We start from the raw sequence: 22912 nt of genomic DNA on the forward strand, positions 1-22912 counted from the left end.
ACAACGTCACAGCCTGAGTCGTAAGACATAGTCGTAATCATATTGACTATGTTGACGAGCATCATCGGAAGAAAGAGACACTGCCGTGCAGTCCATCCAGTTCAGCGCCTTCGGAGACCCCAGCTCGGTGACCCTCGTCGACGAGCCGCCCCGTGCGATCACCTCCGCCGAGGTACGGATCGCGGTGGAGGCAGCGCCGCTCAATCCGTCGGACTTCCTGCTCCTCGACGGGCGCTACGGCATTCGGCCCGAATTGCCCTCACCCCTCGGCGCCGAGGGTGTGGGCGTCGTACTCGAGGTCGGCGACGGGGTGACCCGCGCCGCGGTGGGACAGCGGGTCCTGATACTTCCCTCGCACACGTTGGGGACCTGGCAGGACGAGATCGTCGTCGACGAGCGCTACGTCGTCGCGGTGCACCGTGACGCCGATCCCTTGCAGCTGGCCACCGTGCCGATCAACGCCGCCACCGCATATCTGCTCGTCGACTTCGCCGCGTCCAGCCCCGCCGGGTCCTGGATCCTGCAGACCGCGGCCAATTCCGGGTTGGGGGCCTTCGTGCGGGTACTGGCGGCCCGCGCGGGTCTGCGCCTGGTCGACGTGGTGCGCAGCGACGGAGCGGCCCAAGCCCTGCGGGCGACCGGTGCACAGTACGTCGTGGTCGCCAACGACACATTGGGCGTCCAACTCGACGGCGTCCTCGGCGACGAGCAGCTGTCGCTCGCATTGGATGGGGTGGGCGGGCCGATCATCGACGGCCTGCTGCCCCATCTCGCCAACGACGGACAGATCGTCAGCTTCGGTTCACTGAGCGGCCAGCCGGTCGTCGTTCCCGGCCGCGTGCTCAACTTCAAGGGGCTGCATGTGCACGGCTTTTGGCTGCACAACTGGCTGTCGTCGGCTCCTGCCGAAGAGATCGACCGCGTCTATACCGAGCTCGTCGACCTGGTGGCCGACGGCGTGCTCACCACCCCGGTAGAAGCCGCCTACCCACTCAGCGACCACACCGCGGCCATCGATCGCGCCCGCACCTACGGGCGTTCGGGCAAGGTGCTCTTCGCCGCGGCGGGTGACGGAACGATCCGATGAGGGTCGCCATTCCCACCGGGGCGCTCACCATGAAGCAGCTCAGGCTGCAGGGCGTCGTGGTCGGTAGTCGGCGCCACCAGCGGGACATGGTGCGCGCCCTGCAGGAGAACGTCGTCCGCCCGGTCGTCGACCGCACCTTCGAACTGGCCGAATTACCAACGGCTGTCGACTATTTCCGGTCGGCCCAGCATGTCGGCAAGGTCACGCTGTCATGGTGATCACCCAACGGCCGACCACCGACGATCACATCTGAGAAGGAGCCACACATGCGTTACCAGACTTTCGGCGCGCACACCGGACTGCGCGTCTCCGAACTGGCCCTGGGCACGGCCAACTTCGGCACCAATTGGGGGTCGGGTGCCGAGTTCGACGACGCCAAGAAGATGTTCACGACGTACGTCGACGCGGGCGGGATCTTCCTCGACACCGCCGACGTCTATCAGTTCGGCCAGTCCGAGACCTTTCTCGCCGATCTGATCGGCAGCGACCGCGACCAGTTCGTGCTGGCCAGCAAGTTCACCCAGGGAGCCGCCGCCGCGTCGGGGGTGTCGCGCACGGGGAACAGCCGCAAGGCCATGACCCGGGCGCTGGAGGACTCGCTGCGCCGATTGCGTACCGACTATCTCGACCTGTACTGGGTGCACTGGCCCGACTTCGTCACCCCCATCGACGAGATCGTCGAAACCATTGCGCTGCTGGTGGACTCGGGCAAGATCCTGCATGCCGGACTATCCAACTTCCCCGCGTGGCGGACGGCGTACGCCGTCGGTGTGGCCCGCGAGCGCGGCCTGTCGGCCAATGTCATTGGCGTACAGGGCGAGTACAGCCTCGTCGAACGCAGTGCCGACCGGGAAATCCTGCCGATGGCCGAGGGGCTCGGCTTGGGCGCGGTGCTGTACTCGCCGCTGGGCGGTGGCCTGCTCACGGGCAAGTACCGCGCCAGCGACGAGGGCCGGTTGACCACCCTGGGTGCGGTCATTCAGCGCGAGGACACCGATCAGAAGACCGCCGTCGTCGATGCGGTGCTGCGGGTGGCCAGCGACATCGGTTGTACCCCAGGCCAAGTCGCACTGGCATGGGAGCTGGAGCGTGGTCGTCGCTCGAGCACCGCCGTCGTGCCGATCATCGGGCCGCGCACCCCGGCGCAGCTCGACGAGTACCTCGGCGCCCTGGACGTCACTCTCGACGAGGCGCAGCATCGACTGCTGACCGACGTCAGCGCGCCGGAACTGGGAGCGCCCCACGACGACGCGGCAGCCCAGGCCGACTCCGTCCGCGGCGGGGTGGGCGATCGTTTCGTCCTCGGATACCCGGTGCCATGAGCCAGACTGCCGACGAAGTGCTGCTGATGGAAGACGCCGACCGGCGCGCCCGGGCGTACACCGCGGGCATCGGCGCACGGCCGGTGTTTCCCACCGCCGACGCGGTGCGCAACCTCGTCACCTTCGACGAGCCGCTGCCCGACCGCGGCCGGGACGCCGCCGAGACGCTGGGCTTGCTCGACGACTACGGCACCCCCGCGACGGTGGAGACCAACGGCGGCCGGTACTTCGGATTCGTCACCGGCGCAACATTTCCCGTCGCCGCCGCCGCCGAGCGACTGGTGTTGGCGTGGGACAACGCGGGGCTCGCGCACGTGACGTCGCCGGCGGCGGCCAAGGTGGAGGCCGTCGCCGCCCGCTGGGTGCTGGACGCGCTGCACCTTCCCTCGACGGCCGGGGTCGGCTTCACCACGAGCGCGGGAGCAGGCACGCTGATCGCGGTGGCCGCTGCGCGGCGCGCGCTGCTGCGACGACACGGCTGGGACGTCGACGAGCACGGTCTCACCGGCGCCCCGCAGATCCGGGTGGTGGTCTCCGAACTGGGGCACGTGGTCATCACCAAGGCGCTGCGGGTGCTGGGGTTCGGGACGGCCCAGATCGCGCTGGCGCGCACCGACGAGTTCGGACGGGTCGACCCCGCTGCGCTGCCGCCCATCGACGACAGGACCATCGTCGTGCTGCAGGCCGGGGAGGTGAACACCGGCGAGTTCGACCCGTTCGCCGAGATCATCCCGGCCGCGCGTGACGCCGGCGCCTGGGTGCACGTCGACGGCGCGTTCGGCCTGTGGGCCCGCGCCTCCGCCGAGCACCGCCACCTGACCGAGGGGATCGATGCCGCCGACAGCTGGACGGTCGACGGCCACAAGTGGCTCAACACGCCCTACGACAGCGCGATGGTGATCCTGGCCGACCGCGCTCAGCTGGCCGAGACCATGAACAGCGACGCGGCGTATTCAAGCACCTCGGCCGACTCGCAGAAGAACCTGACACTCGAGTTCTCCCGGCGACCGCGCGGCATCGCCATCTGGGCGGCGCTGCGCACCCTCGGCCGCGACGGCGTCGCCGACCTGGTCGAGCGCACCACCGGCTTGGCTGCCGAGATCGCCAGGGGCCTCGACGATTCGGGCTACACCGTGCTGAATCGCGTGGTGATCAACCAGATCATCGCCACGGCCGATACCCCGGAGGAGACGGCCCGCATCGCGGCGGCGGCCCAGGCCTCGGGCCGGACATGGTTCGGGACCAGCGTGTGGCGAGGCGAGCCGGTCATGCGCATCTCCGTCTCGTCATGGCGGACGACGGCCGCCGACGTCGACGACCTCCTCGACCTGCTCCGAGGGCTCAAGGCCGCCTCCGACAGAGGCGTACCGGCGACGGGTAGGCTCGCGCCATGAGCTGGCCGGCGACGAGCGACTTCGGAATGGACGCCGCGGCCGAGGAATTGGCCTTCGTGCAGGACCTCATGAACACGGTGTCCGGCGGCAAGCCCCACCGCGCCGACCTGCTCGCCGACCTCGCCTCGGCGCGGGTCTGGCTCGACACGTGCCTGGACAGCCTGGCGGCCGTGACGGGGTCGCCGCGGTGGGACGTCGAGCTCGTCGCCGACGACCTGGATGGCCTGCGCGCACTGCGGGCCGACCTGCGCCACGTGATCGCAGTGCGTCACGACGGAGCCGACACCCGCTCCGGCGTTCCCCTGCAGTCGGCTACCGCTGCGCTGCAACTGGATTCCGACGGAATAGTCGCCCTGCGGCCGCGCGGCACCGGCGCCCGCCAGCTTACCTCGCTGGTGCTGTCGGTGATCTATCGCGCGCAGCTCGCCGATACGTGGCGACGAATCAAACCGTGCCGAAACCCCAAGTGCGCCGCGGTCTTCTACGATCGCTCACGCAACAACAGTGGCGTCTGGCACGACGTGCGCGTTTGCGGTAACGCGGTCAACCTGCGGGCCTCCCGGGCCCGCCGTCAGGCGGAGGCGAAGCGCGCGTAACCCGCTGGGGGCCCGTCACAGATTGTGCACGGACACGGGTGCGACGTGCTCGCCCTCGGGTAGCGGGAACCCGAAGACCTGTGCGTAGAAAGACAATTCGGACTCCAGCGCACGGCGGATGTTGGGCGCCTGACGGAAGCCGTGCTGCTCGCCCTCGAACGCCACGTAGGCGACGGGCACGCCCTTGGCGCGCAGTGCATCGACGATCATCTCGGCCTGGTTGGGCGGCACGACCTCGTCCTCGAGACCCTGCAGGACGATGAGCGGCCGGTCGAAGCCGTCGACGTGGTGGATCGGCGAGCGCTCGACGTACAGATCGCGACGCTCGGGGTAGGGCCCGATCAGACCGTCGAGATAACGGCTCTCGAACTTGTGGGTCTCGGTGGCCAGCGCCTCCAGGTCCGCCACGCCGTAGTGGCTGGCGCCCGCGGCGAAGGTGTCGCGGAACGCGAGGACGGCGAGCGTCGTGTAACCCCCCGCCGAGCCGCCTCGAATGCAGAGCCTGGCCGGGTCGACCCGGCCCTGCTCGGCCAGCCAGCGGGCGGCCGCCTCGCAGTCGTCGAGGTCGACGACGCCCCACTGCCGGCGCAGCTGATTGCGGTAGGCACGGCCGTACCCGGTGGACCCGCCGTAGTTGACGTCCACGACGGCGAAGCCTCGGCTGGTCCAGTACTGCGTGCCCAGTTGCAGCATCGGACGGGCCGCGCCGGTCGGACCGCCGTGGATCAGCACCAGCAGTGGTGGCAGCTCGCCGGGGTCACCGGTGGCGTCGGGATTGGTGGGTGGGTAGAACAGCGCGTGGGCGGTACGGCCACCGCTGGTGGGGAACGAGATGGGCTCGGGCGTGGAGAACCACTCCGTTCCGAGGCCGAGATCCCTTGGCGCGCGAAGCATCTCGCTGGAGGTGACCGATCCCGCGTCGTCGACGGACACCGCCACCACGGCCGGTTCGGTGGTGGCGGACGCGCCGATGAAGACGATGCGGTCACCGTCGGCCCGGATCGAGGCGAACGACGTGTAGGGCACGTCGAGGTCGACGATGCGCCCGTCGGCGAGACGCACCGCCAGGTACCCGAGCCCGTCGCGTGACGAGACGAACGCGATGCGGCCGCCCGACAGGAACGCATAGCTGGACTGTCCAAAAACCCATTGCGGCCCGCCGATTTCGGCGTCGAGCGTCACCATCGCCTCGACCCGGTCGACTGCGGGCAGCCACCGATACAGGTTCCACCAGTTCGTCCGGTCGGAGATGAACCACAGCGCGCCGTCGTCGGCCCAGCGGGGTTCGCTCACCGACTCGCCGGCGCCGGTGCCGCCCGGGGCCGAGTCGGGTCGGCCCGCCACCACCGTGACGGAACCCAGCACCGGACCGGTGTCGTCGGCCGCCAGACCGGCGACGCACAATTCGGTGCCGTCCCAGGGCATGTCGGGATGCGACCACTGCAGCCAGCAGAGCCGCGCGCCGTCCGGCGAGAGCCTGGGATCGGACACGAAGTCGGTACCCGAGACCAGCACCCGCGGCGCCAGGCGACCCGAGACGTCGAGCACCACGATCTCGTTCACCACCGCGGCGGGACCGCCGCCCGCGGGATGGTGCTCGCGCACCAGCAGCGCCCACCGCCCGTCCGCGGTGACGCAGCCATCGGCCCAACGGTCACCGCGGGGCATCTCGGGCTCCGGGGTCATGGGGACGGGCGGCTCCGACCCGGTGAGGGTGTAGAGGCGCTGGTCGGCCCAGTCGGTGAACCACAGCGTGTCACCCGCGACCCACCACGCGCCACCGCCGTATTCGTGGGCGGCGGTGCGGGCGTTGGCGCCTGCGGGCAACAGGTCGACGGCAGGTCCCCCACCGGTGCGCCGGACGAGTTGCGTGCGGCCGCCCTCCTCCGGCCGCTGTTCGGCCCAGGTCACGGTGTCACCGTGAATGCTCACCCCGCCGAGGCCGGCCGCGGCGCGCACCACGAGTTCGGAGGTGATGGGGGTGGTCCACGAGCCGAAGTTCGCCATGGCGCCCCAGCCTAATCCGGGGTCACTCCGTCGCCGCCGGGGTGACGTCGCTGCCGGACCCCTTGATCGATGCCTTCGCGCGCTTCTCGGCCCGCACCGCCCGCGTGCCGCGCACGAATCCGGTCGCCGACACCGCGGCCGCGAGCAACGCGTCCTCGCCGTTGACGAACGGGTGGAAACCGACCCCGACGCCGCCGCGGCCCTTCACCGGGATGTCGGCGACTTCGGTGACCTTCCACGCCTTTTCGGACAGCGACAGGATGGCCTCGCCGTTGGCGCACGTGAGCGGTAGGGCGGCGACGACCTCGTCGCCGTCGGCCGCCAGCTTCACCCCGGCGACCCCGTTGCCGGCCGCGCCCTGCGGATTCACGACGGCAGGGTCGATGCGCAACACCTTCCCGCGTCGCGTCACCAGTGCCAGATGCATGCCCGGGGCGAGCACCCCCGAGCGCACCAGACCGGTGATGTCCGGTGCGACCGGGATGTCGCGGATCTTGTAGGGCAGACCGCTGCCGGTGGTGAACTTGACCCGCCCGTCGGTCCACACCGCCCACCCCAGACCGGAGGTGAGCAACTCGCCATGGCTGTCTGAGAACACGCCGCGATCGTCGAGTCGCCACGCGGCGTTGACCTTCCGCTCCCGCGACCCGTCCTCGTCGGTGCCTGCCGACACGGGCGTGGCCTCGAGGTCGAGCACCGTGCGACGGTTGAACTCCTTGCCCTTGAACAGTTTTGCCGTCTCCACCAACTCCTGGTCGATCACCACGCGACGCGCATCGGGGTTCGACACCAGCTCGGTCAGCTCGAGGAACTCGGCGTCCAGCTTCTCCGCTTCGGCCTGCAACTCGATGACGTCGAGCTTGGTCAACCGCCGAAGCTGAAGTCCCAGAACGTAATCCGCCTGTTCGGTGTCGATCGAGAACCGCTCCTGCAGCCCCTGGCGGGCGTCGTCGACGGTGTCGGAGCCTCGGATCACCGCGACCGCGGCGTCGATGTCGAGGTGAATGGTCATCAGGCCGGCGACCAGGTGCCGCCGCGCGGTGACCTTCTCCAGTCGATACTCGCTGCGGCGCAACACCACCGAGTCGCGCAGGTGCAGGAAGGCGCCGATCAGTTCGCGCACCGTCCACCAGCGCGGCACGCGGTCCTCGTCGAGCGCGACCAGGCTGGCGGCGAACGTCGACTCCAGCGGCGTGAGTGCCAGCAGCTGGTCACGGATCGTCTCGGCGCTGTGCCCGCGCTTGGCGGAGACGACGATGCGCAACCCGTTGCGGCGGTCGGTGAGGTCGGACATGTCGGCCACGCCCGACAGCTCCCCGGACTCGACCAGCGCCCGGATCCGCTCCTGCACCGTGTTGCTCGCGACGCCGGGCGGCAGCTCGGTCACGATGACGTTCTTCCCGTCGACCGAAACCGTGCCGCGCACCGTCAGCTGCCCTCGCCCCGTGGTGACGTACTCGCGCAGCCCGGCCGTGCCGATCACGCTGGCACCGCAGCCCCAGTCGGGGCCGGGGATGAGCTTCATGAGCCGGTCGTCGGTCATGTTCGGGGTCTTCAACAGCGCCCGGCACGCAGCCATGATCTCGCGCGGGTTGTGCGCGGGCACCTTGGTGGCCCAGCCCTCGGCGATGCCGACCGCGCCGTTGCAGAGCAGCACCGGCCACTGTGCGGGCAGCACCGTCGGCTCGATCCATTCGCCGTCGAACGTCGAGACCATGGGCACGGCATGGTCGTTGAGCTCGGCGGTCAGTGCGGCGCCGGGTGCCGAGAGCCGCATCTCGGTGTAGCGATCGGCCGCGGGGATGTCGCCCTGGATGCGCGGGAACGCGCCCTGCCCGTCGATGACCTTGACGCGCTGGAAGTCCGCGGCCATCAGCGCGGCGGCCCCGTACATCGACGCACCGCCGTGGGGATGCAGGTTGCCGGTGACGGCGGAGCACACCTTGGAGGACTTCTGCGGCTTGTTTCCCGGCAGCAGCCGCGAGTCGTGCATCTGATAGAGCAGGCGCCGCTGGCCGGGCTTGAGCCCGTCGAACGCCGACGGGATGGCGCGATCGCTGACGCTGTAGAGCGCGAACGTCAGCTGGTAGTGGTTCCAGTAGTCGTCGGCGCTCTGGTCGAGCACCAGGTCGGGATTCTGTTCGGGAACGTCGAGGGTGGCGGTCACGTCGTACTCCTAGTCGAGGTCGAGGGCGGAGGTGTCGACGCGGGAGGCGACGTCGGCCATCCACGTGCGTCTGCCCTCCGGGGGCCCGCCGAACAGGGTGTGGTGCAGTTTCGGGTCACCGTCGTCGAGGTTGACGCGAATCACGGTGCGCCGCTGAGGATCCAGCACGGTGTTCCAGAAGTCGTCGGCGTCCATCTCGCCGAGGCCCTTGTTCCGCTGGACCTCCACCTTGCGTTTGGACGTGGCCTTCAGCTGGGTGACGGCCGCGTCCCGCTCGACCTCGTCCTGGCAGTAGATGCGCTGCTGACCGTCCTTGACCACGAACAGCGGCGGCAGCGTCACGTAGACCATCCCGGCCTTGACGAGCGGGCGGTAGAAGTCCAGGAACATCGAGATGAGGCTCGAGTTGATGTTGCCGCCGTCGGGGTCGGCGTCGGAGGCGAACAGGATGCGGTCATAGCGGCACGACTCCGGATCGCAGTTGTCGCGGACCCCGCAGCCGAGGATGCGCTCGATCGAGTCGAACTCGTCCTTGACGCGCGCCTTGTTCAGGGTGAAGCCATAGACGTTGGGCGGCTTGCCCTTCAGTGGGAAGGCCGCCTGGAACGTGGCGTCCCTGGCCGCCTTGATGGTGCCGAGCGCCGAGTCGCCCTCGCACAGGAACAGCTCGGCGCCGGAGCCGCGTCCGGTCTCGCGGCTGGGCAGCAATTTCGGCGGCAGCGACAGATTCGTCCCGAGGCCCTTGGCCTTCGACGCGGCGCGGGACCGGGCCTTGGCGCCCTCCGCGCTGCGCCGTGCCCTGGCCGCCTCGAGCGCCAGCTTCGTCCAGAGCGACACCGTGTCGCCGTTGCCGGGGTTCGCGGCCCAGATCGTGACGCTGCGGGCGACGTCGGGAGCCATCGCCACGTTCAGCGACCGCGACGACACCGCGGTCTTGGCCTGGGAGTCCCAGGCCACGTCGGGCGCCCGGGTGTCCACGGCGAGCGCGGTCACCGCGGCGAAGTCCTGCGGCTCGGGGCCGTCCTCACCCTTGGCCAGGCCGAGGTCGCGAATGCGGGACGCGCGGTCGGCCAGCGCCTCCGACAGCCCCTTCACCGCGGCCGTCAGATGGGAGCCGCCGCCCGGCGTGCGCACGGTGTTGCAGAACGCGGCGACGGTGGCCGGTTCGGCGGGGCCCGCCGTCAGCGACCAGCGAAAGGGCGTCGGGCCACGGCCGGTGGTGTACTCGCCGCGGCCCTCGACGACCGCGCGCACCGATGGCACGGGCGCGCCGGCGGCGACGCAGACGAGGTCCAGGAGGGTGTCGGTGCCCCACGGGCCGTCGAACGGTTCGAGCAGCTCGGGCCGGACGACGTCCCCGGGCCAGCCCTCGTCGACGACCATCAGGTGCACCCCGGGGGACATCCGCGCCGCGGCGTGCGCCCGCAGCAGTACCTCGTTGACGTCCAAGCTGGCGTCCGGCACGACCGCGACGTCGAACAGGATGCGCACCTCGGTGCCATGTACGTCCGGCTTGCGGTTGCCGACGCCGCGCAGCTTCTGGGTGTCGGCGCGGGTGAACGTCGCGTGCGGGTCGAAGTCCTTGCCCTCGAAGGTTCCCGGGTAGCCGCCGCCGAAGCTCTGCAGGTAGGTCTTCCCCGCCCGGCGGACCGTCACGTCGGTTCTAGCAGAGATGAAAACGGCTGCGGCAGCACCGATTCCGTTGAGTCCGGCGCCCGTGCTCGCGGCGTCGGCGTGGGTGGAGAACTTGCCGCCCGCCCGGGCGGTGCCCAGCGTCTTGACGATGCCGTTCTTCCCGTTCACGGGGTCGGAGTCGACGGGCAGCCCGCGGCCGTCGTCGGCGACGCTGACCGAACCGTCGGCGTGCAGCGTGATGGTGACGCGCGATCCGCCGTGAGCGGGGTCGGCCACCTCCTCGATGGCGTTGTCGACGATCTCGCGCAGCGCGGTGTTGAGCACGTCGAGACCGAGATTCACCGCTGGGCGCAGGCGGGTGTGCTGGACGTCGTCGAGCTCGGTGATGTCGGCGGCGGTGTAGCTCACTGCTCGTCCTCTCCTTCCAGGCCGAGGAGAAGGAGACCGAAATTCACGGACTCCTGCCGTCGATCCACTCGGCGGGCACCGGGGTGCCGCGCACATGGTAGACGCCTCGTCGGACATCTCCGCGCAGCCGCGGCGGCGGTGCCCGGCCACGAGTCGAGTGTCACGTCGGGTGCCATACTGCGCCTCAATCGAGGCGGAAGGAACGTGACACGTGCACTGGTCGCAGATTCACGGCTGGTTCGGCTGGCGCGATCTGCAGGAGGAGGCCGTCGCGACCTTCGCCGAGGGCAGCACCTTCGTCGAGGTGGGCTCCTACCTCGGCCGCAGCCTGTGCTCGCTGGCCGAGGTGGTCCAACAGTCCGGGCGGCGGTTCACGGTGGTCGGCGTCGACTACTGCCGCGGCAGCGGGCGGGAGGGCACCGCGGACAAGGACTCCCACGCCGCCGCCGTCGCCGACGGTGGCGGCACCTTCGCCGGGCAACTGCACCGCAACCTCATCGCCTGCGGTGCCGCCGATCGGGTGCACCTCGTGGTCAGCCCGTCACCGGCGGCCGCCGCGCTGTTCGCCGACGAATCTCTGGCCTGGGTGCACCTCGACGCCCGCCACGAGTACGACAGCGTGCTGGCCGACATCGACGGCTGGCTGCCGAAGGTGGCGCCGGGCGGCTGGCTATCCGGCGACGACTACGACGAGCAGTGGTGGCCGGGTGTGGTCGGGGCGGTGCGCGAGCGGCTGCCCGACGCCCAGGAGTGCTCGACCCGGCAGTGGCGCTGGGTCAAGCCGCCGGCCCCGCCGCGCTGACGGACGTCACCGGGGGGTGAGGCGCAGAGCGGCGGGCGCACCGTGGGGCACGGCGGGCTCGCGGGGCGGCACGGGGTCGACCCGGACGTACGGCGAGCCCAGTGGTGGGCGCTGATCGGGCTCGCCCGCGTTCGGCCACAGCGCGGTCGCCCGTTCGGCGAGCGCGGTGATCGTCAGCGACGGATTCACGCCGAGGTTGGCGGTGATGGTCGAACCGTCGATCACGTGCAGGCCCGGGTGCCCGTGCAGGCGGTGATAGGGGTCGACGACGCCGTCGTCGGCGGTCTCGCCGATGACGCAGCCGCCGATGAAGTGACCCGTCATTGGGATGTCGGCCAGGTCGGCCCACGCGCCGCCGGCGATGCCGTCCATGTGTTCGGCTGCGCGCCTTGCGACGTCGTGCCCGACCGGGATCCACGTCGGGTTCGGATCGCCCACGCCCTGGCGCGACGCCAGCCGCCTGCCGAACAACCAGCGGCGGGTGAAGGTGGTGATCGAGTTGTCGTGGGTCTGCATGACGAGCAGCGGGATGGTCTGCTCGGACCAGTTCTTCGGGTTGAGCAGACGCGACAGATCCTGCCGCTGGCGGACGAAACCCTTCATCCCCGTGCGCCAGCGCCGCCCGCCGTCGACGCCGTCGACGAGGATGGTGCCGAGCAGCCCCATCAGATTGGAGTCGTGGCCGTAGCGGCACGGCTCCACATGCGTGTGCTCGTCGGGGTGGATCGAGGACGTGATGGCGACGCCCTCGGAGTAGTCCACGTCGTCGCCGCGGGCCCGCACGGCCAGGATCGACTCGGAGTTGGTGCGCGACAGCTCGCCGAGCCGGGGCGAGATGCGCGGCAGGCTGCCGCCGTCGCGCAGCCGGTGCAGCAGGCGCTGGGTGCCCAGGGCGGCGGCCGAGAAGACCACCTGCCGGGCGGTGAAGGTCCGGCGGCCGCGGCGGAGCTTGCCCTCGGTCCGACGCGTGAGCACGTCGTATCCTCCGTCGGCCCGGGGTGACACGTCGATCACCGTCGTCGACGGGTGCACCGTGGCGCCGATCTGCTCGGCGAGGTAGAGGTAGTTCTTCACCAGGGTGTTCTTGGCGTTGTGGCGGCAACCGGTCATGCATTCGCCGCAGTGCCGGCACGCGTTGCGGTCGGGGCCCGCTCCGCCGAAGTAGGGGTCGCCGACCGGGGCACCGGGGGCGGCGGGGGTGCCGTCGGCGTCGCCGAAGCACACCCCGACCGGGGTGGCGCGGAACGTGTCCGAGATGCCGAGGTCGGCCGCCACCTTCAGCATCACCTCGTCCGACGGCGTCGTCCGCGGATAGGTCGCGACGCCGAGCATGCGCTTGGCCTGGTCGTACCACGGCGTCAGCTCGTCCCGCCAGTCGGTGATCCCGCTCCAGCGAGGATCGGCGAAGAAGCCGTCGCCGGGTTCGTAGAGGGTGTTCGCATAGACCAGCGAGCCGCCGCCGACGCCCGCGCCGCTGAGCACGACCGCGTTCGAGAGCACGTCGATGCGCTGGATGCCGTAACAGCCGAGGGCGGGCTTGAAGAGGTAGTCCCGCACGTGCCAGCTGTTGGTGGCGAAGTCCTCGTCGCGGAATCGCCGGCCCGCTTCGAGCACGCCGACGCGATAGCCCTTCTCACTGAGGCGAAGTGCGGTCACGCTCCCGCCGAAGCCGGATCCGATCACCAGCACGTCGTAGTCGAAGTCCTCGGTCACGCGTCGACCTCCTCGACGTGGCGCGGCGGGCGGACCGCCGTCAGATCGCGCCGCCGGGGAACATCGTCTTGACGGCCTGAGTCACGGTAGCCCTCGCAGTGGCGGCGTCGTCGGGCCCCAGGGATCCGATGGCCATCACGTAGCGGTGCTCGGGTCCGATCACACCGGTCGACAGATGCAGTTGGTCGGGCCCGTTCCAGCAGCAGAACCACCCCTGCTTGACCGCGACCTGCTCGGCGTAGAGCCCGTCGGGGATGCCGAACCGCTGCGGATAGCCGTCGGTCCCGGTCGGCGTGGACTGCGCCAGGTCGCCGATGATCACGTTGGCCTGCTGGGGTGGCAACCCTCCGGTGCCGTCGAGCAGCATGTCGTAGTAGCGCACGAGATCGCTTGCGGTGCTGAGCGTGACGTCCCAGTGCCCGTTGTCGGGCGCCGTCGTGTTCGTCAGCCCGTAGCGAGCCTTGACGCGCTCGATGATGGCGTCCTGGCCGCTGCGATCCCAGAAGGTCTGCGCCGCGCCGTCGTCGGACGAGCGCAGCATGAGGTCGAGTTGCTGATGGTCGGCGGGGGTGAGTTGCGTCTGACCCTTCGACTCCTGCAGCAGCAGGTCGTCGGCGATGAACAGCTTCACCACCGACGCGATGGGGTAGGGCTTGGTGACCCCGTTGGAGACGGTCTGGCCGGTCGTGCGGTCCATCACGTCGATCTCCACGTCGGCACCGGCCTTGGCCGCGTCGGCCGTCGCCTGCTGCACGCGCGCCTCGAGCCCGTCGAACGGCGCCGACGACGGGGCGGGTGGACCTGCCGGAGGCGGCCCGATGGGGGCGGCCGGGGCGGCCTGCTGGGTGCCCTCGGCGGACGGCGGGGCGCTCCACCCCTTGGCCTCGCAACCGTTCACGAGCAACGCCATGCAGACGATGGCCAGCCCGGTCGTCGCGCGCCGCCGTTGCATGTGTCTCCTTCGAGCAGGTGTGGAATCTGGGGAGCGACGACGTCGCGTCGTCCGCCGTTCACCAGAGCTTAAATAACAAACGCCGCCGAGGCGCGACCGAGGCTGCGGGCCGCCTGCCCGGGTACCGTGGAGCGGACGTGGTGAAGGACTCTTCCTCCGAGGTGACGCGGGTCGCTCAGAACGGCGTGTTCGAGCGCCTGGCTCGCGCCGGGTACGTGACGAGCGGCCTGTTGCACCTGATCATCGGCTATCTCGCCATCCGGATCGGGCTGGGGAGCGGCCGCGGTGACGCCGATGCGTCCGGCGCGTTGGCGACGATCGCGGGACAGCGGGGCGGTGCCGCCGCGCTGTGGCTGGCGGCCGTCGCGTTCGGTCTGATGGGGGCGTGGCGGCTGGTCGAGACGGCACTGGGCCGCTCCACCGATCCCAAGCAGCAGAGCGAGGTGGCCGAGGCCTCCGATCGGGGCAAGGCCCTGTCGCTCGCCGTGGTGTACTTCGGGTTCGCCTACTCGGCGGTCGGCTTCGCTCGCGGGGCGGGCACGTCGTCGGCCGCGCAGACGTCGACGGTCAGCGCGCGTCTGATGCAGTCGGGTCCTGGCACGGTCGCATTGATCGTCGCGGGCGTGGTCGTCGTCGCGGTGGGCGGTTATCACGTCTACAAGGGCGCGAGCCGCAGCTTCCTGGACGACCTCAAGGGCGAGCCGGGACGGCTGGTCGTCTGGCTCGGCGTATTGGGTTATGCCGCAAAGGGTCTCACGATCGCCGGTGCCGGGGTCCTGATCGTCGTCGCGGCGGTGCGCGCGAAACCGCAGGAGGCCACCGGTCTGGACGGCGCGCTCAAGACCCTGGGTGCCCAGCCCTACGGCGTCGCTCTGCTGATGCTCGCCGCGGTCGGGCTCATCGTCTACGGGCTCTACAGCTTCGTGATGGCCCGCTCCATGAAGATGTGATGCGGGCTCCTTCCCTTGCGGGGCAGCGTTTTCCCACAGGTGAGAAGCCCCGCGGGTAAGTTCGTGTCCATGCCCAGCGCCCGCACTGCCAAGGCCCGTGGCCGGGCGGCCCACCTCGGCCCGGAACGGCGCCGACCGCAGGTGCTGGACGCGGCCCTGGAGATCACCGTCGAGCAGGGCGTCGCCCAGGTGACGATCGGCTCGATCGCCGAACGCATGGGCGTCACCCGGCCCGTCGTCTACGCCTGCTTCGAGGATCGGGTCGCGCTCATCACCGCGCTGCTGGAACGCGAAACTGCCGCTCTCACAGAGTCATTGATGGTCGCGCTGCAGTCCGCCCGCGGTGCGGATCCGCAGTCGGCGTTCGTCACCGGCTACCAGCTGCTGCTGCGCGCGGTCGCCGAACGGCCCAACTCCTGGCGGGTGGTGTTCTCCGCCAGTCCCGATCCGGCGGTTGCCGGTCGGTTCGCCAAGGTCCGGGCCCAGCTGGGCGAGGCGACGTCCGCGTCGATTGGCCCCGTGCTGAGCCGGTGGTGGGGCATCGACGACGCCGAGGCCAAGTTGCCCATCCTGGTCGAGTTCTTCATGTCGACCTGCGAGGCGGCGGTCCGCTCACTGCTCGACGACGCCAATCCATGGGGCGCCGACGACCTTGGGGAGCTCTACGGGCGGATGGTGTCGACGGCCTTCGGCGCCGCCTGAGCGCATCGCGATCCCGTTGCGGCGCAGTGTCATTCGTCGACGATGCGGTCTGCCTCGACCGGTCGACGGTCCCGGCCGAGCAGCAGGACGAGCGCGCCACCGCCGAGGACGATGACCGTCGACGCCCAGGTGCGGCGCCAGACCACGGCCGACTCGCAGCGGTCGGCGTAGCCGCCCTGGGGTTGCGGGGGCGTCGGAGGCTGCTGATCGGCCAGGGTCGCCTGGTCGTAGGACGACGCGAATCCGGTTCCGCAGCCGATGCGAAAGCCCCACCGGTCGTAGTCGCCGAGTTGCACCGGCCAGTTCATGGCCAGGATGCCGAAGACGACCAGCCCGCCGGCGACGAGGGCGATGGTGACGGGGTCTCGCAGGAGCTTCACGAGGCGCATGTCAGACGATCGACCAGGATCCGGGCGCGTCCCCGTCACGCGACGTCGGCGGGCGCTGGGCTGCGGCGGTCGTCATGGCCCGACCCTAACGCAATAACATTCTCAAGTGAAGGAATTTCCTTCACCCAGGTAGTTTGACGGGGGCGACGGCCGGGAGTGACGGCCTACGGGGTGCGGGCACTCCATTCGGCCGTGCGCTCGGGCGAGGCCTCCGCGAGCGCCGCACGCGTGGCGTCTGCGTCGAAGTCCTTCCCGTACACCGGGGTTCCGGGCTGTTGGCGCCACGAGTCGGCGATCGACCCGGCATGGACCGGCTCGAACCCGAGTGCGTCGACGATGCCGTGCACCACGTCCCGACCCGGCCCGTCCTCCCCGGCGACGGGGAGCGCGATGCGATGCGCCGAGCCGCTCGGCAAGCCCTTCTCGAACAGGTGCTTCCACCAGATTCCGTTGAAGACCTTGTACACGGGGGCGCCGATCTGCTCGGCGACCCAGGCGCTCTCGACCTGACCGTCCTCGATTTCGGCGATCTCACCGTCGCGCTGCTGCGGGTAGTAGTTGTTGGTCTCGATCACGGGGGCACCCGGCTTGCGGCCATCGACGATGCCGTCCGCGAGGTCGGGAACGTTCTTCTGCGGAATGCTCACGATGACGAGGTCGGCGTCGGTCGCGGCGTCCCTGGCCCACACCGCGGTCGCGCCCGTCTCGTGCGCGAGCTCGGCGAGCGTCTCGGGGGAACGCGAATTCGCCACGTTCACCTCGTGTCCCAGTTCGCGCAGTCGCCGCGTCAGCGTGCCGCCGATCTGCCCCGCCCCGATGATGCCGATCCTCACGATTGCCTCCGTCCGGTGGGACGTCACCGCTGCTGGTGTCAGCGCTGCCCACGATCACCTGCAACAGGCGGTCGGCCCGTTCCCATCCCGTCTCGCAGCACCGTTCACGCTCGCAGCACCGTTCACGCAGCGGTCAGCGCGACGTCGGCCAGTGCCCTGGGGTCGTTGCGGGCGATGTGCTCGGACTCCTGGGCCGCCCAGCGATCCCAGTTCGCGGCGAAGGTGGCGCCGTCGCGCGCCAGGGCGCGGTGTCTGCGGAGCGACTCGGCGCAGTCGAGCCAGATCCCGTAGTCGGCCAGCGCCCGGTTCTCGACGGTGAGCGCGCCGCATCCCTCGACGAGCAGGGGCTCATCGGGTGCGACGAGATGCCATTCGGCGGACGCCGCGGCCGTCCAGTCCCAGCGTCGCCAACGACCCGGGCGACCTGCGCGACGCGGGACGAGCAGCTCCCGCTCGACGTGCTCCGAGGCCGCCCGCAGTCCGTCCCAGCCGGGATAGACGTCGTCGAGGTGGACGACCGTGCCGACACCCCACGCCGCCCGCAATGCGGCGGCGAACGTCGTCTTGCCCGCCCCCGACCGTCCGTCGAGCAACACCGTCATGGCCCCGTCGGCAGCGAGCCGACGGCCGATGTCATTGACGTCCAACGCAATTCCCGTACCCGGTGGTCACCGGTCCAGCCGTCCTCTCAGTGCGCGCCCCCGCGGGAAGGCTATCTTGACGTGGCCGAGGCCTTTTCGTCGACGCGGAAGCCGATCGCCGTCAACTGCGCTCGCATCAAACGCTTCTGGTAGGCCGTGGGCAGTCGTTTGGGGAACAGCTCGGCGTGCACCGACAATCCGTCGATCACGGCGATCAGCAGCTCGGCGACGTCCGCGTCGGTCAGGTCGGTGTCGAGGCCCCCGGCCACTCGCACGTCACCGATCAGGCCGCGCAGCTGGGTGAGCAGCTCACTGGCGGCGTCGCGCTGGAACTCGCGCAGCGCGGGGTTGGACAGGGCGCGCGGCCAGAAGGTGATCTCCATCAGCGTCTCGACGTGGCGCTCGCGGTCCAGCGGAAGGTTCTGCATCAGCATCGCCCACAGCCGGCCGAACTCGTCCTTGCCGTGCATGCTGGCCGCGACCCGGTCCATGAACTCGCGGTGGGTCTTGACGAGGATCGACCGGAGGATGTCGTCCTTGTCCTGGAAGTAGTGGCTCAGGACGCCGTTGGAGTATCCCGATTCGAGCGCGATGGCCCGCGTGGTCGTGTTGTCGAGGCCGACGCTGTCGATGACCCGGACCGCCGCGCTCAAGATCTCTTCACGACGCTCGTCATGGTCGACGATCTTCGGCATTGCGTCCCCTCGGATAGCTGCTGCGCACCGAGTGTAAGCCCCCGTCGCGAGCCGCCTGGCCCACCGTTTCCGGCTCAGCCGCCGTACGTCAGGCGCTGCGACTGAGCGGCCACGGCCGCCAGGTCGTCGTCGTCGAGCAGCGCGGGCGGACCGAGACTGCTGGCGGCCAGGTATACGTCGCAAAGCCATTCGAGCAGACAGGCGTGCTCCACGGCCTCGGCGAGGGAGCGGGCACTGCTGACGGCGCCGTGGTTGCGCATGAGGACGGTGCCGAAGCCGGCGGCGACGGCGGTGCCCACCGCGTCGGCCAGCTCCTCGGAGCCGAACAGGTGATAGGGCACCGTCGGAAGTCGGCCGCCCAGCCGCAGCAGGTTGTAGTGCACCAGCGGCATGGCATCGCAGACGAGCCCGACGGCCACCGAGCTGCGGCCGTGGGTGTGCACGACCGCCCGGGCAGCGGAGCGCTCGTAGATGCCCAGGTGGAGTCCGACCTCCGACGACGGCCGAGCGCCCTCGATGACTCTCCCCGCTAGCGTGACGACCGTGATGTCCTCGGGCGCAGCGGAATCCAGGCGCAGTCCGGAACGGGTGACGAGCACGTGCTCGTCGGTGCGCACGCTGACGTTACCGGCACCGGCCAATGCCATTCCATGACAGGCCAATTCGCGACACCGGGCCGCCACGTCGACCCGCAGTTCGTTCAGGTCCGCCATTGCACGAATGGGGGACTGCGCCATGGGGCGGCTCCTTGTCCTCGGTGCATCGGTGAATCAGGCTGCGGTGCGCGGATATCGGGCGCGCAGCGCGCCGAACGCGCCGTCGAGACCGGTGAGCGCCATGTCGAGATCGTCGGCACTCAGGGCCGCCGACACGAACCAGTTGTGCTTGGGGTGGACGTAGACGCCACGGGCCTGCGCCTCGGCGCTGAACGCGATGGCGAGCTCGTAGTCCACGTCGCTGCGGAACAGCAGGTTCGGCATCTGGGCGGGGCCGGTGTAGCTGACGTCGAACCCCCACGCCTCGGCGCTGGCGAGGACGCCGGAGTGCAATTGCGTTCCGGTCTCCCGCATTCGGGCCACGGCGTCGCGTCGGCCGAGCTCGTCGATGGTGGCCACACCGGCCGCCATCGCCACGGCGCCCATCCAGAACGACCCGGTCACGAAGATGCTGCCCGCGGCCTCCCGGAAGCGGTCGGTACCGGTGACGGCGGCCAGCGCGTAGCCATTGGCGATCGACTTGCTCCACGGGGTCAGGTCGACCCGCACGCCCAACGGCTCCCAGCTGCCACCGTGATGCAGGCGGAAGCCGGCGCGCACGTCGTCGAGGATCAACGCCGCGCCGAGCTCGTCGCAGTAGGCCCGCACCTCGCGCGCGAAGGTCGGGTCGACGAGTTCCTGGTCGAAACCGGCGTCGTGCCGGAAGGGGCTGACGATGATCGCGGCGACGTCGTCCGCGTGCTCACCGACGGCAGCCCGGATCGAGGCGATGTCGTTGTATTCGTACTGCAGGAAGTTGGCCCGGTCGGCAGGCGTGACACCTACGGGCGACGGCGTGCACCACGGGGCGGCGCCATGGTAGGCGCCCTTGGCCACCAGGATCATCGTCCGCGCGGTCTCGGCCCGAGCGATGGTGCAGCACATGGTCGTTGCGTCGGTACCGTTCTTGGCGAACATCGCCCAGTCCGCATCCGCGATCGTGGCGACCATGGTCTCCGCGAGCTCGACCATGACCGGCGCGGGGCCGTTGAGGCAGTCGCCCTGCCGCCGCTGACGCTCGGCGGCCCCCTCGACGACCGGATCGTCGTGGCCGAGGATGACCGGGCCCCAGCTGCACATGAGGTCCACGTACTCGTTGCCGTCGACGTCCCACAGCCGCGCGCCGCGCGACCGCGAGATGAACTGCGGAATTGCCGGTAGCGCAGTCATGTTCAGGTGCCCGTACATGCCGTTCGGGACGACGGCGGCGGCGCGGCGGCGCAGATCGGTGTCGACGTCGCGCTGGCGACGGTCGACGGTCAGGCCGAAATCGGTGGTCACGGTGTTTCTCCCTCGTCGAATGCTGGATGGTGTCAGGCGTCGAGCGCGACGCGCGCGCGTCCCGCCAGATGGGCGTCGACGGTGTCGCCGATGCGGTGGGCGGCCGCGGGATCGGACCCGGCAATGAGCGCCAAAACGCCTGCGCGGTCGACGATTCCGGCGTCGGACCCGAGCCCGGACGCTACCAGCGCGCCACAGGCGCAACCGAGCAGCGCGGCGTCCTCGGGTGTGCAGCCACTGAGCAGCCCCGTGATCATGCCCGCGTTGAACGAGTCCCCGCAGCCGGTGGTGTCGACGACGGTCGTGGGCAGCGCGGGCACCGAGACGGGGTCGCGGTCGGGTTGCACCAGCAGTGCGCCCTGCGCGCCGACCGTCACGGCTACCGCGCCGACTCCCCTTGCGAGCAGCGCCCGACCCGCCGCGGCGAGGTCGTCGATCCCGGTCAGCCCGCGCAGCTGGTCGTCGTTGGGCAGGAACCAGTCGATCGACGGGAGGAACGGGGTGAGCAGGTCGAGAGTGGCGGTCGTGGCCGGGTGCAGCAGGTCGACGAAGACGGGCTTGCCCGCGGCGTGCACCGCGGCGATCAGCGCGACGCCGTCCGAATTCAGTAGCTGCGGCATGGTTTCCGGCCCGCCGAAGAGCAGCGCATCCGCGGTGAGCAGCGCGGCACCGTCCACGTCGGCGGCCCGCAGCGACGGGGTGGCGCCGGGCACGTGCAGCGCCGGCCGCTCACCGTTCGGCCGGATCGGCAGGATCGTCGACGAGGTCACCCCACCGCGACGCCACACCAGCCCCCCGGTGTCCACCCCGTGGGCCCGCAGCTGCGAGTCGAGGAGCTGTCCGAGCAGGTCGTCACCGACGGCGGCGAACGACGCCACCGACATGCCGAGCTTCGCCAGGTCGACCGCCGCACCGCCGCCGGTGCCCGCGACCGTCACGCGGATCTCGTCGAGTCGCGCGCTGCCCTGTCCGGCGGGGATCTCGGTGACCGGGCGGCCGAGGACGTCGATGATGTGCGGGCCGAGCACCGCAACGGTGCCCACCCGCGGGCCGAGGACTGCCGTCACTGCGGCCCCAGTTCCGCCGAGGCCGGATCGAAGTCGATGACGACGTCCCGCCGAAGCCGGTGGACGACGAAGCCGACGACGAAGGCCAACGGAATCAGCCACGGCAGCAGATTGGGGAGCGTGGCGTCGGTGCCCGTCAGCAGCGCATAGTTCGCGATGATCAACCCGGTTGCGACGAGCAGCCCCAGCGCACCAATTGCCGGCGCCACCAACGTCTTCCACGTCCGCTTGTCCTTCATGCGCCGGAAGAACACCACGACGGTGACGGCCACCGCACCCTGCATCGCGACGATGCCGACGGTGAACAGACCGCCGAGGCTGGTGTAGACGCCGAGATACGGATCGGCGCCGACCACGACGAAGACCGCCACCAGAATGGCCGTCAGAATCGTCAGTGCCTCGCTGGCGCGAGCAGGTCCCTGATACCGAGGATGAAGGGCGCCGAGGAATGCGGGCATCGTGCGTTGCGTGCCCATCGTCTGCAGGTAGCGCGTCGTCGCGTTGTGCAGGGCCACCAGTGAGGCCAGCACGCTCGTCAGGAAGAAGATCTGCATCAGCGCCGTCAGCACGCTGCCGCCCTGCTCACCGGACAGCACGAACAGCAGATCGCCCTGCGCCTCGTTGGCCCGCGGCACGATCTGGTCGACGCCGACGGACCCGACGATGAGCCAGATCGTGAGGAAGTAGAACACCGAGATCGCGGCGACGCAGACGTAGATCGCCCTCGGCACCGTCTTGCCGGGATTGCGCGCCTCGTTGGCGTAGATGACCGCCGACTCGATGCCGATGAAGGACGTGAACGCGATCATCAGCGCGGGCCCGATGCTGCCCGAGAACACGCGGTCGGGGGAGAAGACGTCCAGCGGCAGTGCGGCCAGCCCGCTGTGGGCGAGGATGAGGACGTCGAGGACCACCAGCATCGCGAATTCGGCCACGATCATGACGAGCAGCACGGTGGCACTCAGGTCGGCGGCGTGGCGGCCGAGGATGCCGACGATGATCAACGCGATGACGGAGTAGATCCACCAGGGCAGGTGCAGCCCATGGGCCTTGGCGATGACGTCCGCGAAATACCCTGAGGCGGCGGTGATTCCGATGGTGCCCGCGCCGTAGGCCATCGTCGTCGCATAGGCGGCGCCGAGGCCGGCCCCCGGGCCGAAGCCGGCGTGGACGTACCGCGCGAACCCGCCACCGCCGGGAACCGCCCGGTTGATGGCCACGTACCCGACGGCGAAGCATCCGAGCACCGCCCCCGCGACCAGGAAGACGATCGGCAACCCGGCCCCATTGCCGAGCGTGAAGCCGATGGGCGTGTTGCCGATGACCGATCCGAGCGGGGCGGCGCATGCGATGACGAGCAGTGCGACCCGGCCGGTGCCGAGGTTCGCCTTGAATCGCGGCTGGTCCGCGTCGGGTCCTCGCAGAGCCTCCCCAGCGGGGGCTTCCGGCGTATGTGATGACATCGAGGCGTCTCCAGGGGATCTCGCAGGATCGGGCGGCGTGGTTCGGGTGCGCC

General features: G+C 70.1%; 21 protein-coding genes. 8 read left to right on the forward strand and 13 right to left on the reverse strand.

Annotated features, from left to right (window positions below; all coding sequences use genetic code 11):
• The first annotated feature begins 85 nt into the window (after positions 1 to 85).
• Genes G6N60_RS00860 through G6N60_RS00880 form a run of 5 tightly spaced genes read left to right on the forward strand, consistent with a single transcriptional unit; the run spans position 86 to position 4399 of the window.
• Positions 86 to 1087: a zinc-dependent alcohol dehydrogenase family protein gene (locus G6N60_RS00860; protein ID WP_163731165.1), complete on the forward strand. Its 1002-nt coding sequence runs from the start codon at positions 86 to 88 to the stop codon at positions 1085 to 1087.
• Positions 1084 to 1305 carry a zinc-binding dehydrogenase gene (locus tag G6N60_RS00865; RefSeq protein WP_163731167.1) on the forward strand — a complete coding sequence of 74 codons (222 nt, stop codon included), beginning with the start codon at positions 1084 to 1086 and terminating at the stop codon, positions 1303 to 1305. The genes G6N60_RS00860 and G6N60_RS00865 overlap by 4 nt, the downstream gene beginning before the upstream one ends.
• A gap of 48 nt (positions 1306 to 1353) precedes the next feature.
• On the forward strand, positions 1354 to 2409 hold the full coding sequence (locus tag G6N60_RS00870; protein ID WP_163731170.1) for an aldo/keto reductase: 1056 nt from the start codon (positions 1354 to 1356) through the stop codon (positions 2407 to 2409).
• Positions 2406 to 3803, forward strand: coding sequence for a pyridoxal phosphate-dependent decarboxylase family protein (locus G6N60_RS00875; RefSeq protein ID WP_163731174.1), 1398 nt, complete (start codon positions 2406 to 2408; stop codon positions 3801 to 3803). The genes G6N60_RS00870 and G6N60_RS00875 overlap by 4 nt, the downstream gene beginning before the upstream one ends.
• On the forward strand, positions 3800 to 4399 hold the full coding sequence (locus G6N60_RS00880; RefSeq protein WP_163731177.1) for a CGNR zinc finger domain-containing protein: 600 nt from the start codon (positions 3800 to 3802) through the stop codon (positions 4397 to 4399). Before G6N60_RS00875 ends, G6N60_RS00880 begins: the two co-directional genes overlap by 4 nt.
• 15 nt (positions 4400 to 4414) lie before the next feature.
• On the opposite strand, the gene G6N60_RS00885 is transcribed toward G6N60_RS00880, so the two are convergent.
• The 3 genes from G6N60_RS00885 to G6N60_RS00895 are packed head-to-tail and all read right to left on the reverse strand — an operon-like array spanning position 4415 to position 10616.
• Positions 4415 to 6406 (reverse strand): alpha/beta hydrolase family protein, encoded by a 1992-nt coding sequence (locus G6N60_RS00885; RefSeq protein WP_163731181.1) that lies wholly within the window; start codon positions 6404 to 6406, stop codon positions 4415 to 4417.
• A 22-nt stretch (positions 6407 to 6428) separates the two neighbouring features.
• Positions 6429 to 8573, reverse strand: coding sequence for a DNA gyrase subunit A (locus G6N60_RS00890; RefSeq protein ID WP_163731184.1), 2145 nt, complete (start codon positions 8571 to 8573; stop codon positions 6429 to 6431).
• A 9-nt stretch (positions 8574 to 8582) separates the two neighbouring features.
• Positions 8583 to 10616, reverse strand: coding sequence for a toprim domain-containing protein (locus G6N60_RS00895; RefSeq protein WP_163731188.1), 2034 nt, complete (start codon positions 10614 to 10616; stop codon positions 8583 to 8585).
• A gap of 211 nt (positions 10617 to 10827) precedes the next feature.
• Here G6N60_RS00895 and G6N60_RS00900 point away from each other — a divergent pair, with 211 nt between their 5' ends.
• Positions 10828 to 11418, forward strand: coding sequence for a class I SAM-dependent methyltransferase (locus tag G6N60_RS00900; protein ID WP_163731191.1), 591 nt, complete (start codon positions 10828 to 10830; stop codon positions 11416 to 11418).
• 6 nt (positions 11419 to 11424) lie between these two features.
• On the opposite strand, the gene G6N60_RS00905 is transcribed toward G6N60_RS00900, so the two are convergent.
• Positions 11425 to 13131, reverse strand: a complete 1707-nt coding sequence (locus tag G6N60_RS00905; protein WP_163731193.1) for a GMC oxidoreductase — start codon at positions 13129 to 13131, stop codon at positions 11425 to 11427.
• Positions 13132 to 13171: 40 nt separating this feature from the next.
• Positions 13172 to 14083, reverse strand: a complete 912-nt coding sequence (locus tag G6N60_RS00910; RefSeq protein ID WP_163731198.1) for a serine hydrolase — start codon at positions 14081 to 14083, stop codon at positions 13172 to 13174.
• Positions 14084 to 14220: 137 nt separating this feature from the next.
• On the opposite strand from G6N60_RS00910, the gene G6N60_RS00915 reads away from it, so the two are divergent.
• The gene (locus G6N60_RS00915) at positions 14221 to 15033 is read left to right on the forward strand and encodes a DUF1206 domain-containing protein (protein ID WP_163731227.1); all 813 of its coding nucleotides are present in this window, start codon (positions 14221 to 14223) and stop codon (positions 15031 to 15033) included.
• Positions 15034 to 15102: 69 nt separating this feature from the next.
• On the forward strand, positions 15103 to 15735 hold the full coding sequence (locus G6N60_RS00920; protein WP_163731231.1) for a TetR/AcrR family transcriptional regulator: 633 nt from the start codon (positions 15103 to 15105) through the stop codon (positions 15733 to 15735).
• Between the two features lie 29 nt (positions 15736 to 15764).
• On the opposite strand, the gene G6N60_RS00925 is transcribed toward G6N60_RS00920, so the two are convergent.
• From G6N60_RS00925 to G6N60_RS00960, 8 genes are all read right to left on the reverse strand, one after another.
• Entirely contained in the window at positions 15765 to 16115 is a 351-nt protein-coding gene (locus tag G6N60_RS00925) for a hypothetical protein (protein WP_163731234.1), read from the reverse strand.
• A 173-nt stretch (positions 16116 to 16288) separates the two neighbouring features.
• Complete coding sequence (locus G6N60_RS00930; RefSeq protein ID WP_163731237.1) at positions 16289 to 16957, reverse strand: NADPH-dependent F420 reductase; 669 nt, start codon at positions 16955 to 16957, stop codon at positions 16289 to 16291.
• A 122-nt stretch (positions 16958 to 17079) separates the two neighbouring features.
• Positions 17080 to 17604: a nucleoside/nucleotide kinase family protein gene (locus tag G6N60_RS00935; RefSeq protein WP_163731240.1), complete on the reverse strand. Its 525-nt coding sequence runs from the start codon at positions 17602 to 17604 to the stop codon at positions 17080 to 17082.
• A gap of 65 nt (positions 17605 to 17669) precedes the next feature.
• Positions 17670 to 18293, reverse strand: a complete 624-nt coding sequence (locus tag G6N60_RS00940; protein WP_163731244.1) for a TetR/AcrR family transcriptional regulator — start codon at positions 18291 to 18293, stop codon at positions 17670 to 17672.
• 74 nt (positions 18294 to 18367) lie between these two features.
• A complete protein-coding gene (locus G6N60_RS00945) occupies positions 18368 to 19030 on the reverse strand; it encodes a class II aldolase/adducin family protein (protein WP_163731247.1) in 663 nt (220 codons plus the stop codon).
• A 33-nt stretch (positions 19031 to 19063) separates the two neighbouring features.
• A complete protein-coding gene (locus G6N60_RS00950) occupies positions 19064 to 20329 on the reverse strand; it encodes an aminotransferase class III-fold pyridoxal phosphate-dependent enzyme (RefSeq protein ID WP_246240149.1) in 1266 nt (421 codons plus the stop codon).
• Between the two features lie 32 nt (positions 20330 to 20361).
• Positions 20362 to 21396 (reverse strand): carbohydrate kinase family protein, encoded by a 1035-nt coding sequence (locus G6N60_RS00955; protein ID WP_197746907.1) that lies wholly within the window; start codon positions 21394 to 21396, stop codon positions 20362 to 20364.
• The gene (locus tag G6N60_RS00960; protein WP_163731250.1) at positions 21393 to 22859 is read right to left on the reverse strand and encodes an APC family permease; all 1467 of its coding nucleotides are present in this window, start codon (positions 22857 to 22859) and stop codon (positions 21393 to 21395) included. The genes G6N60_RS00955 and G6N60_RS00960 overlap by 4 nt, the downstream gene beginning before the upstream one ends.
• Positions 22860 to 22912: the final 53 nt, after the last annotated feature.

Origin of the sequence: Mycolicibacterium madagascariense (assembly GCF_010729665.1) — a bacterium.
In the GTDB taxonomy this organism is placed as follows: domain Bacteria; phylum Actinomycetota; class Actinomycetes; order Mycobacteriales; family Mycobacteriaceae; genus Mycobacterium; species Mycobacterium madagascariense.

Excerpts from the sequence above, each read along its gene's own strand:
- G6N60_RS00865 (WP_163731167.1), top strand. The coding sequence starts at position 1,084 with ATGAGGGTCGCCATTCCCACCGGGGCGCTCACCATGAAGCAGCTCAGG.
- G6N60_RS00910 (WP_163731198.1), bottom strand. The coding sequence starts at position 14,083 with ATGCAACGGCGGCGCGCGACGACCGGGCTGGCCATCGTCTGCATGGCG.
- G6N60_RS00940 (WP_163731244.1), bottom strand. The coding sequence starts at position 18,293 with ATGCCGAAGATCGTCGACCATGACGAGCGTCGTGAAGAGATCTTGAGC.
- G6N60_RS00920 (WP_163731231.1), top strand. The coding sequence starts at position 15,103 with ATGCCCAGCGCCCGCACTGCCAAGGCCCGTGGCCGGGCGGCCCACCTC.
- G6N60_RS00960 (WP_163731250.1), bottom strand. The coding sequence starts at position 22,859 with ATGTCATCACATACGCCGGAAGCCCCCGCTGGGGAGGCTCTGCGAGGA.
- G6N60_RS00885 (WP_163731181.1), bottom strand. The coding sequence starts at position 6,406 with ATGGCGAACTTCGGCTCGTGGACCACCCCCATCACCTCCGAACTCGTG.
- G6N60_RS00875 (WP_163731174.1), top strand. The coding sequence starts at position 2,406 with ATGAGCCAGACTGCCGACGAAGTGCTGCTGATGGAAGACGCCGACCGG.
- G6N60_RS00870 (WP_163731170.1), top strand. The coding sequence starts at position 1,354 with ATGCGTTACCAGACTTTCGGCGCGCACACCGGACTGCGCGTCTCCGAA.
- G6N60_RS00945 (WP_163731247.1), bottom strand. The coding sequence starts at position 19,030 with ATGGCGCAGTCCCCCATTCGTGCAATGGCGGACCTGAACGAACTGCGG.
- G6N60_RS00880 (WP_163731177.1), top strand. The coding sequence starts at position 3,800 with ATGAGCTGGCCGGCGACGAGCGACTTCGGAATGGACGCCGCGGCCGAG.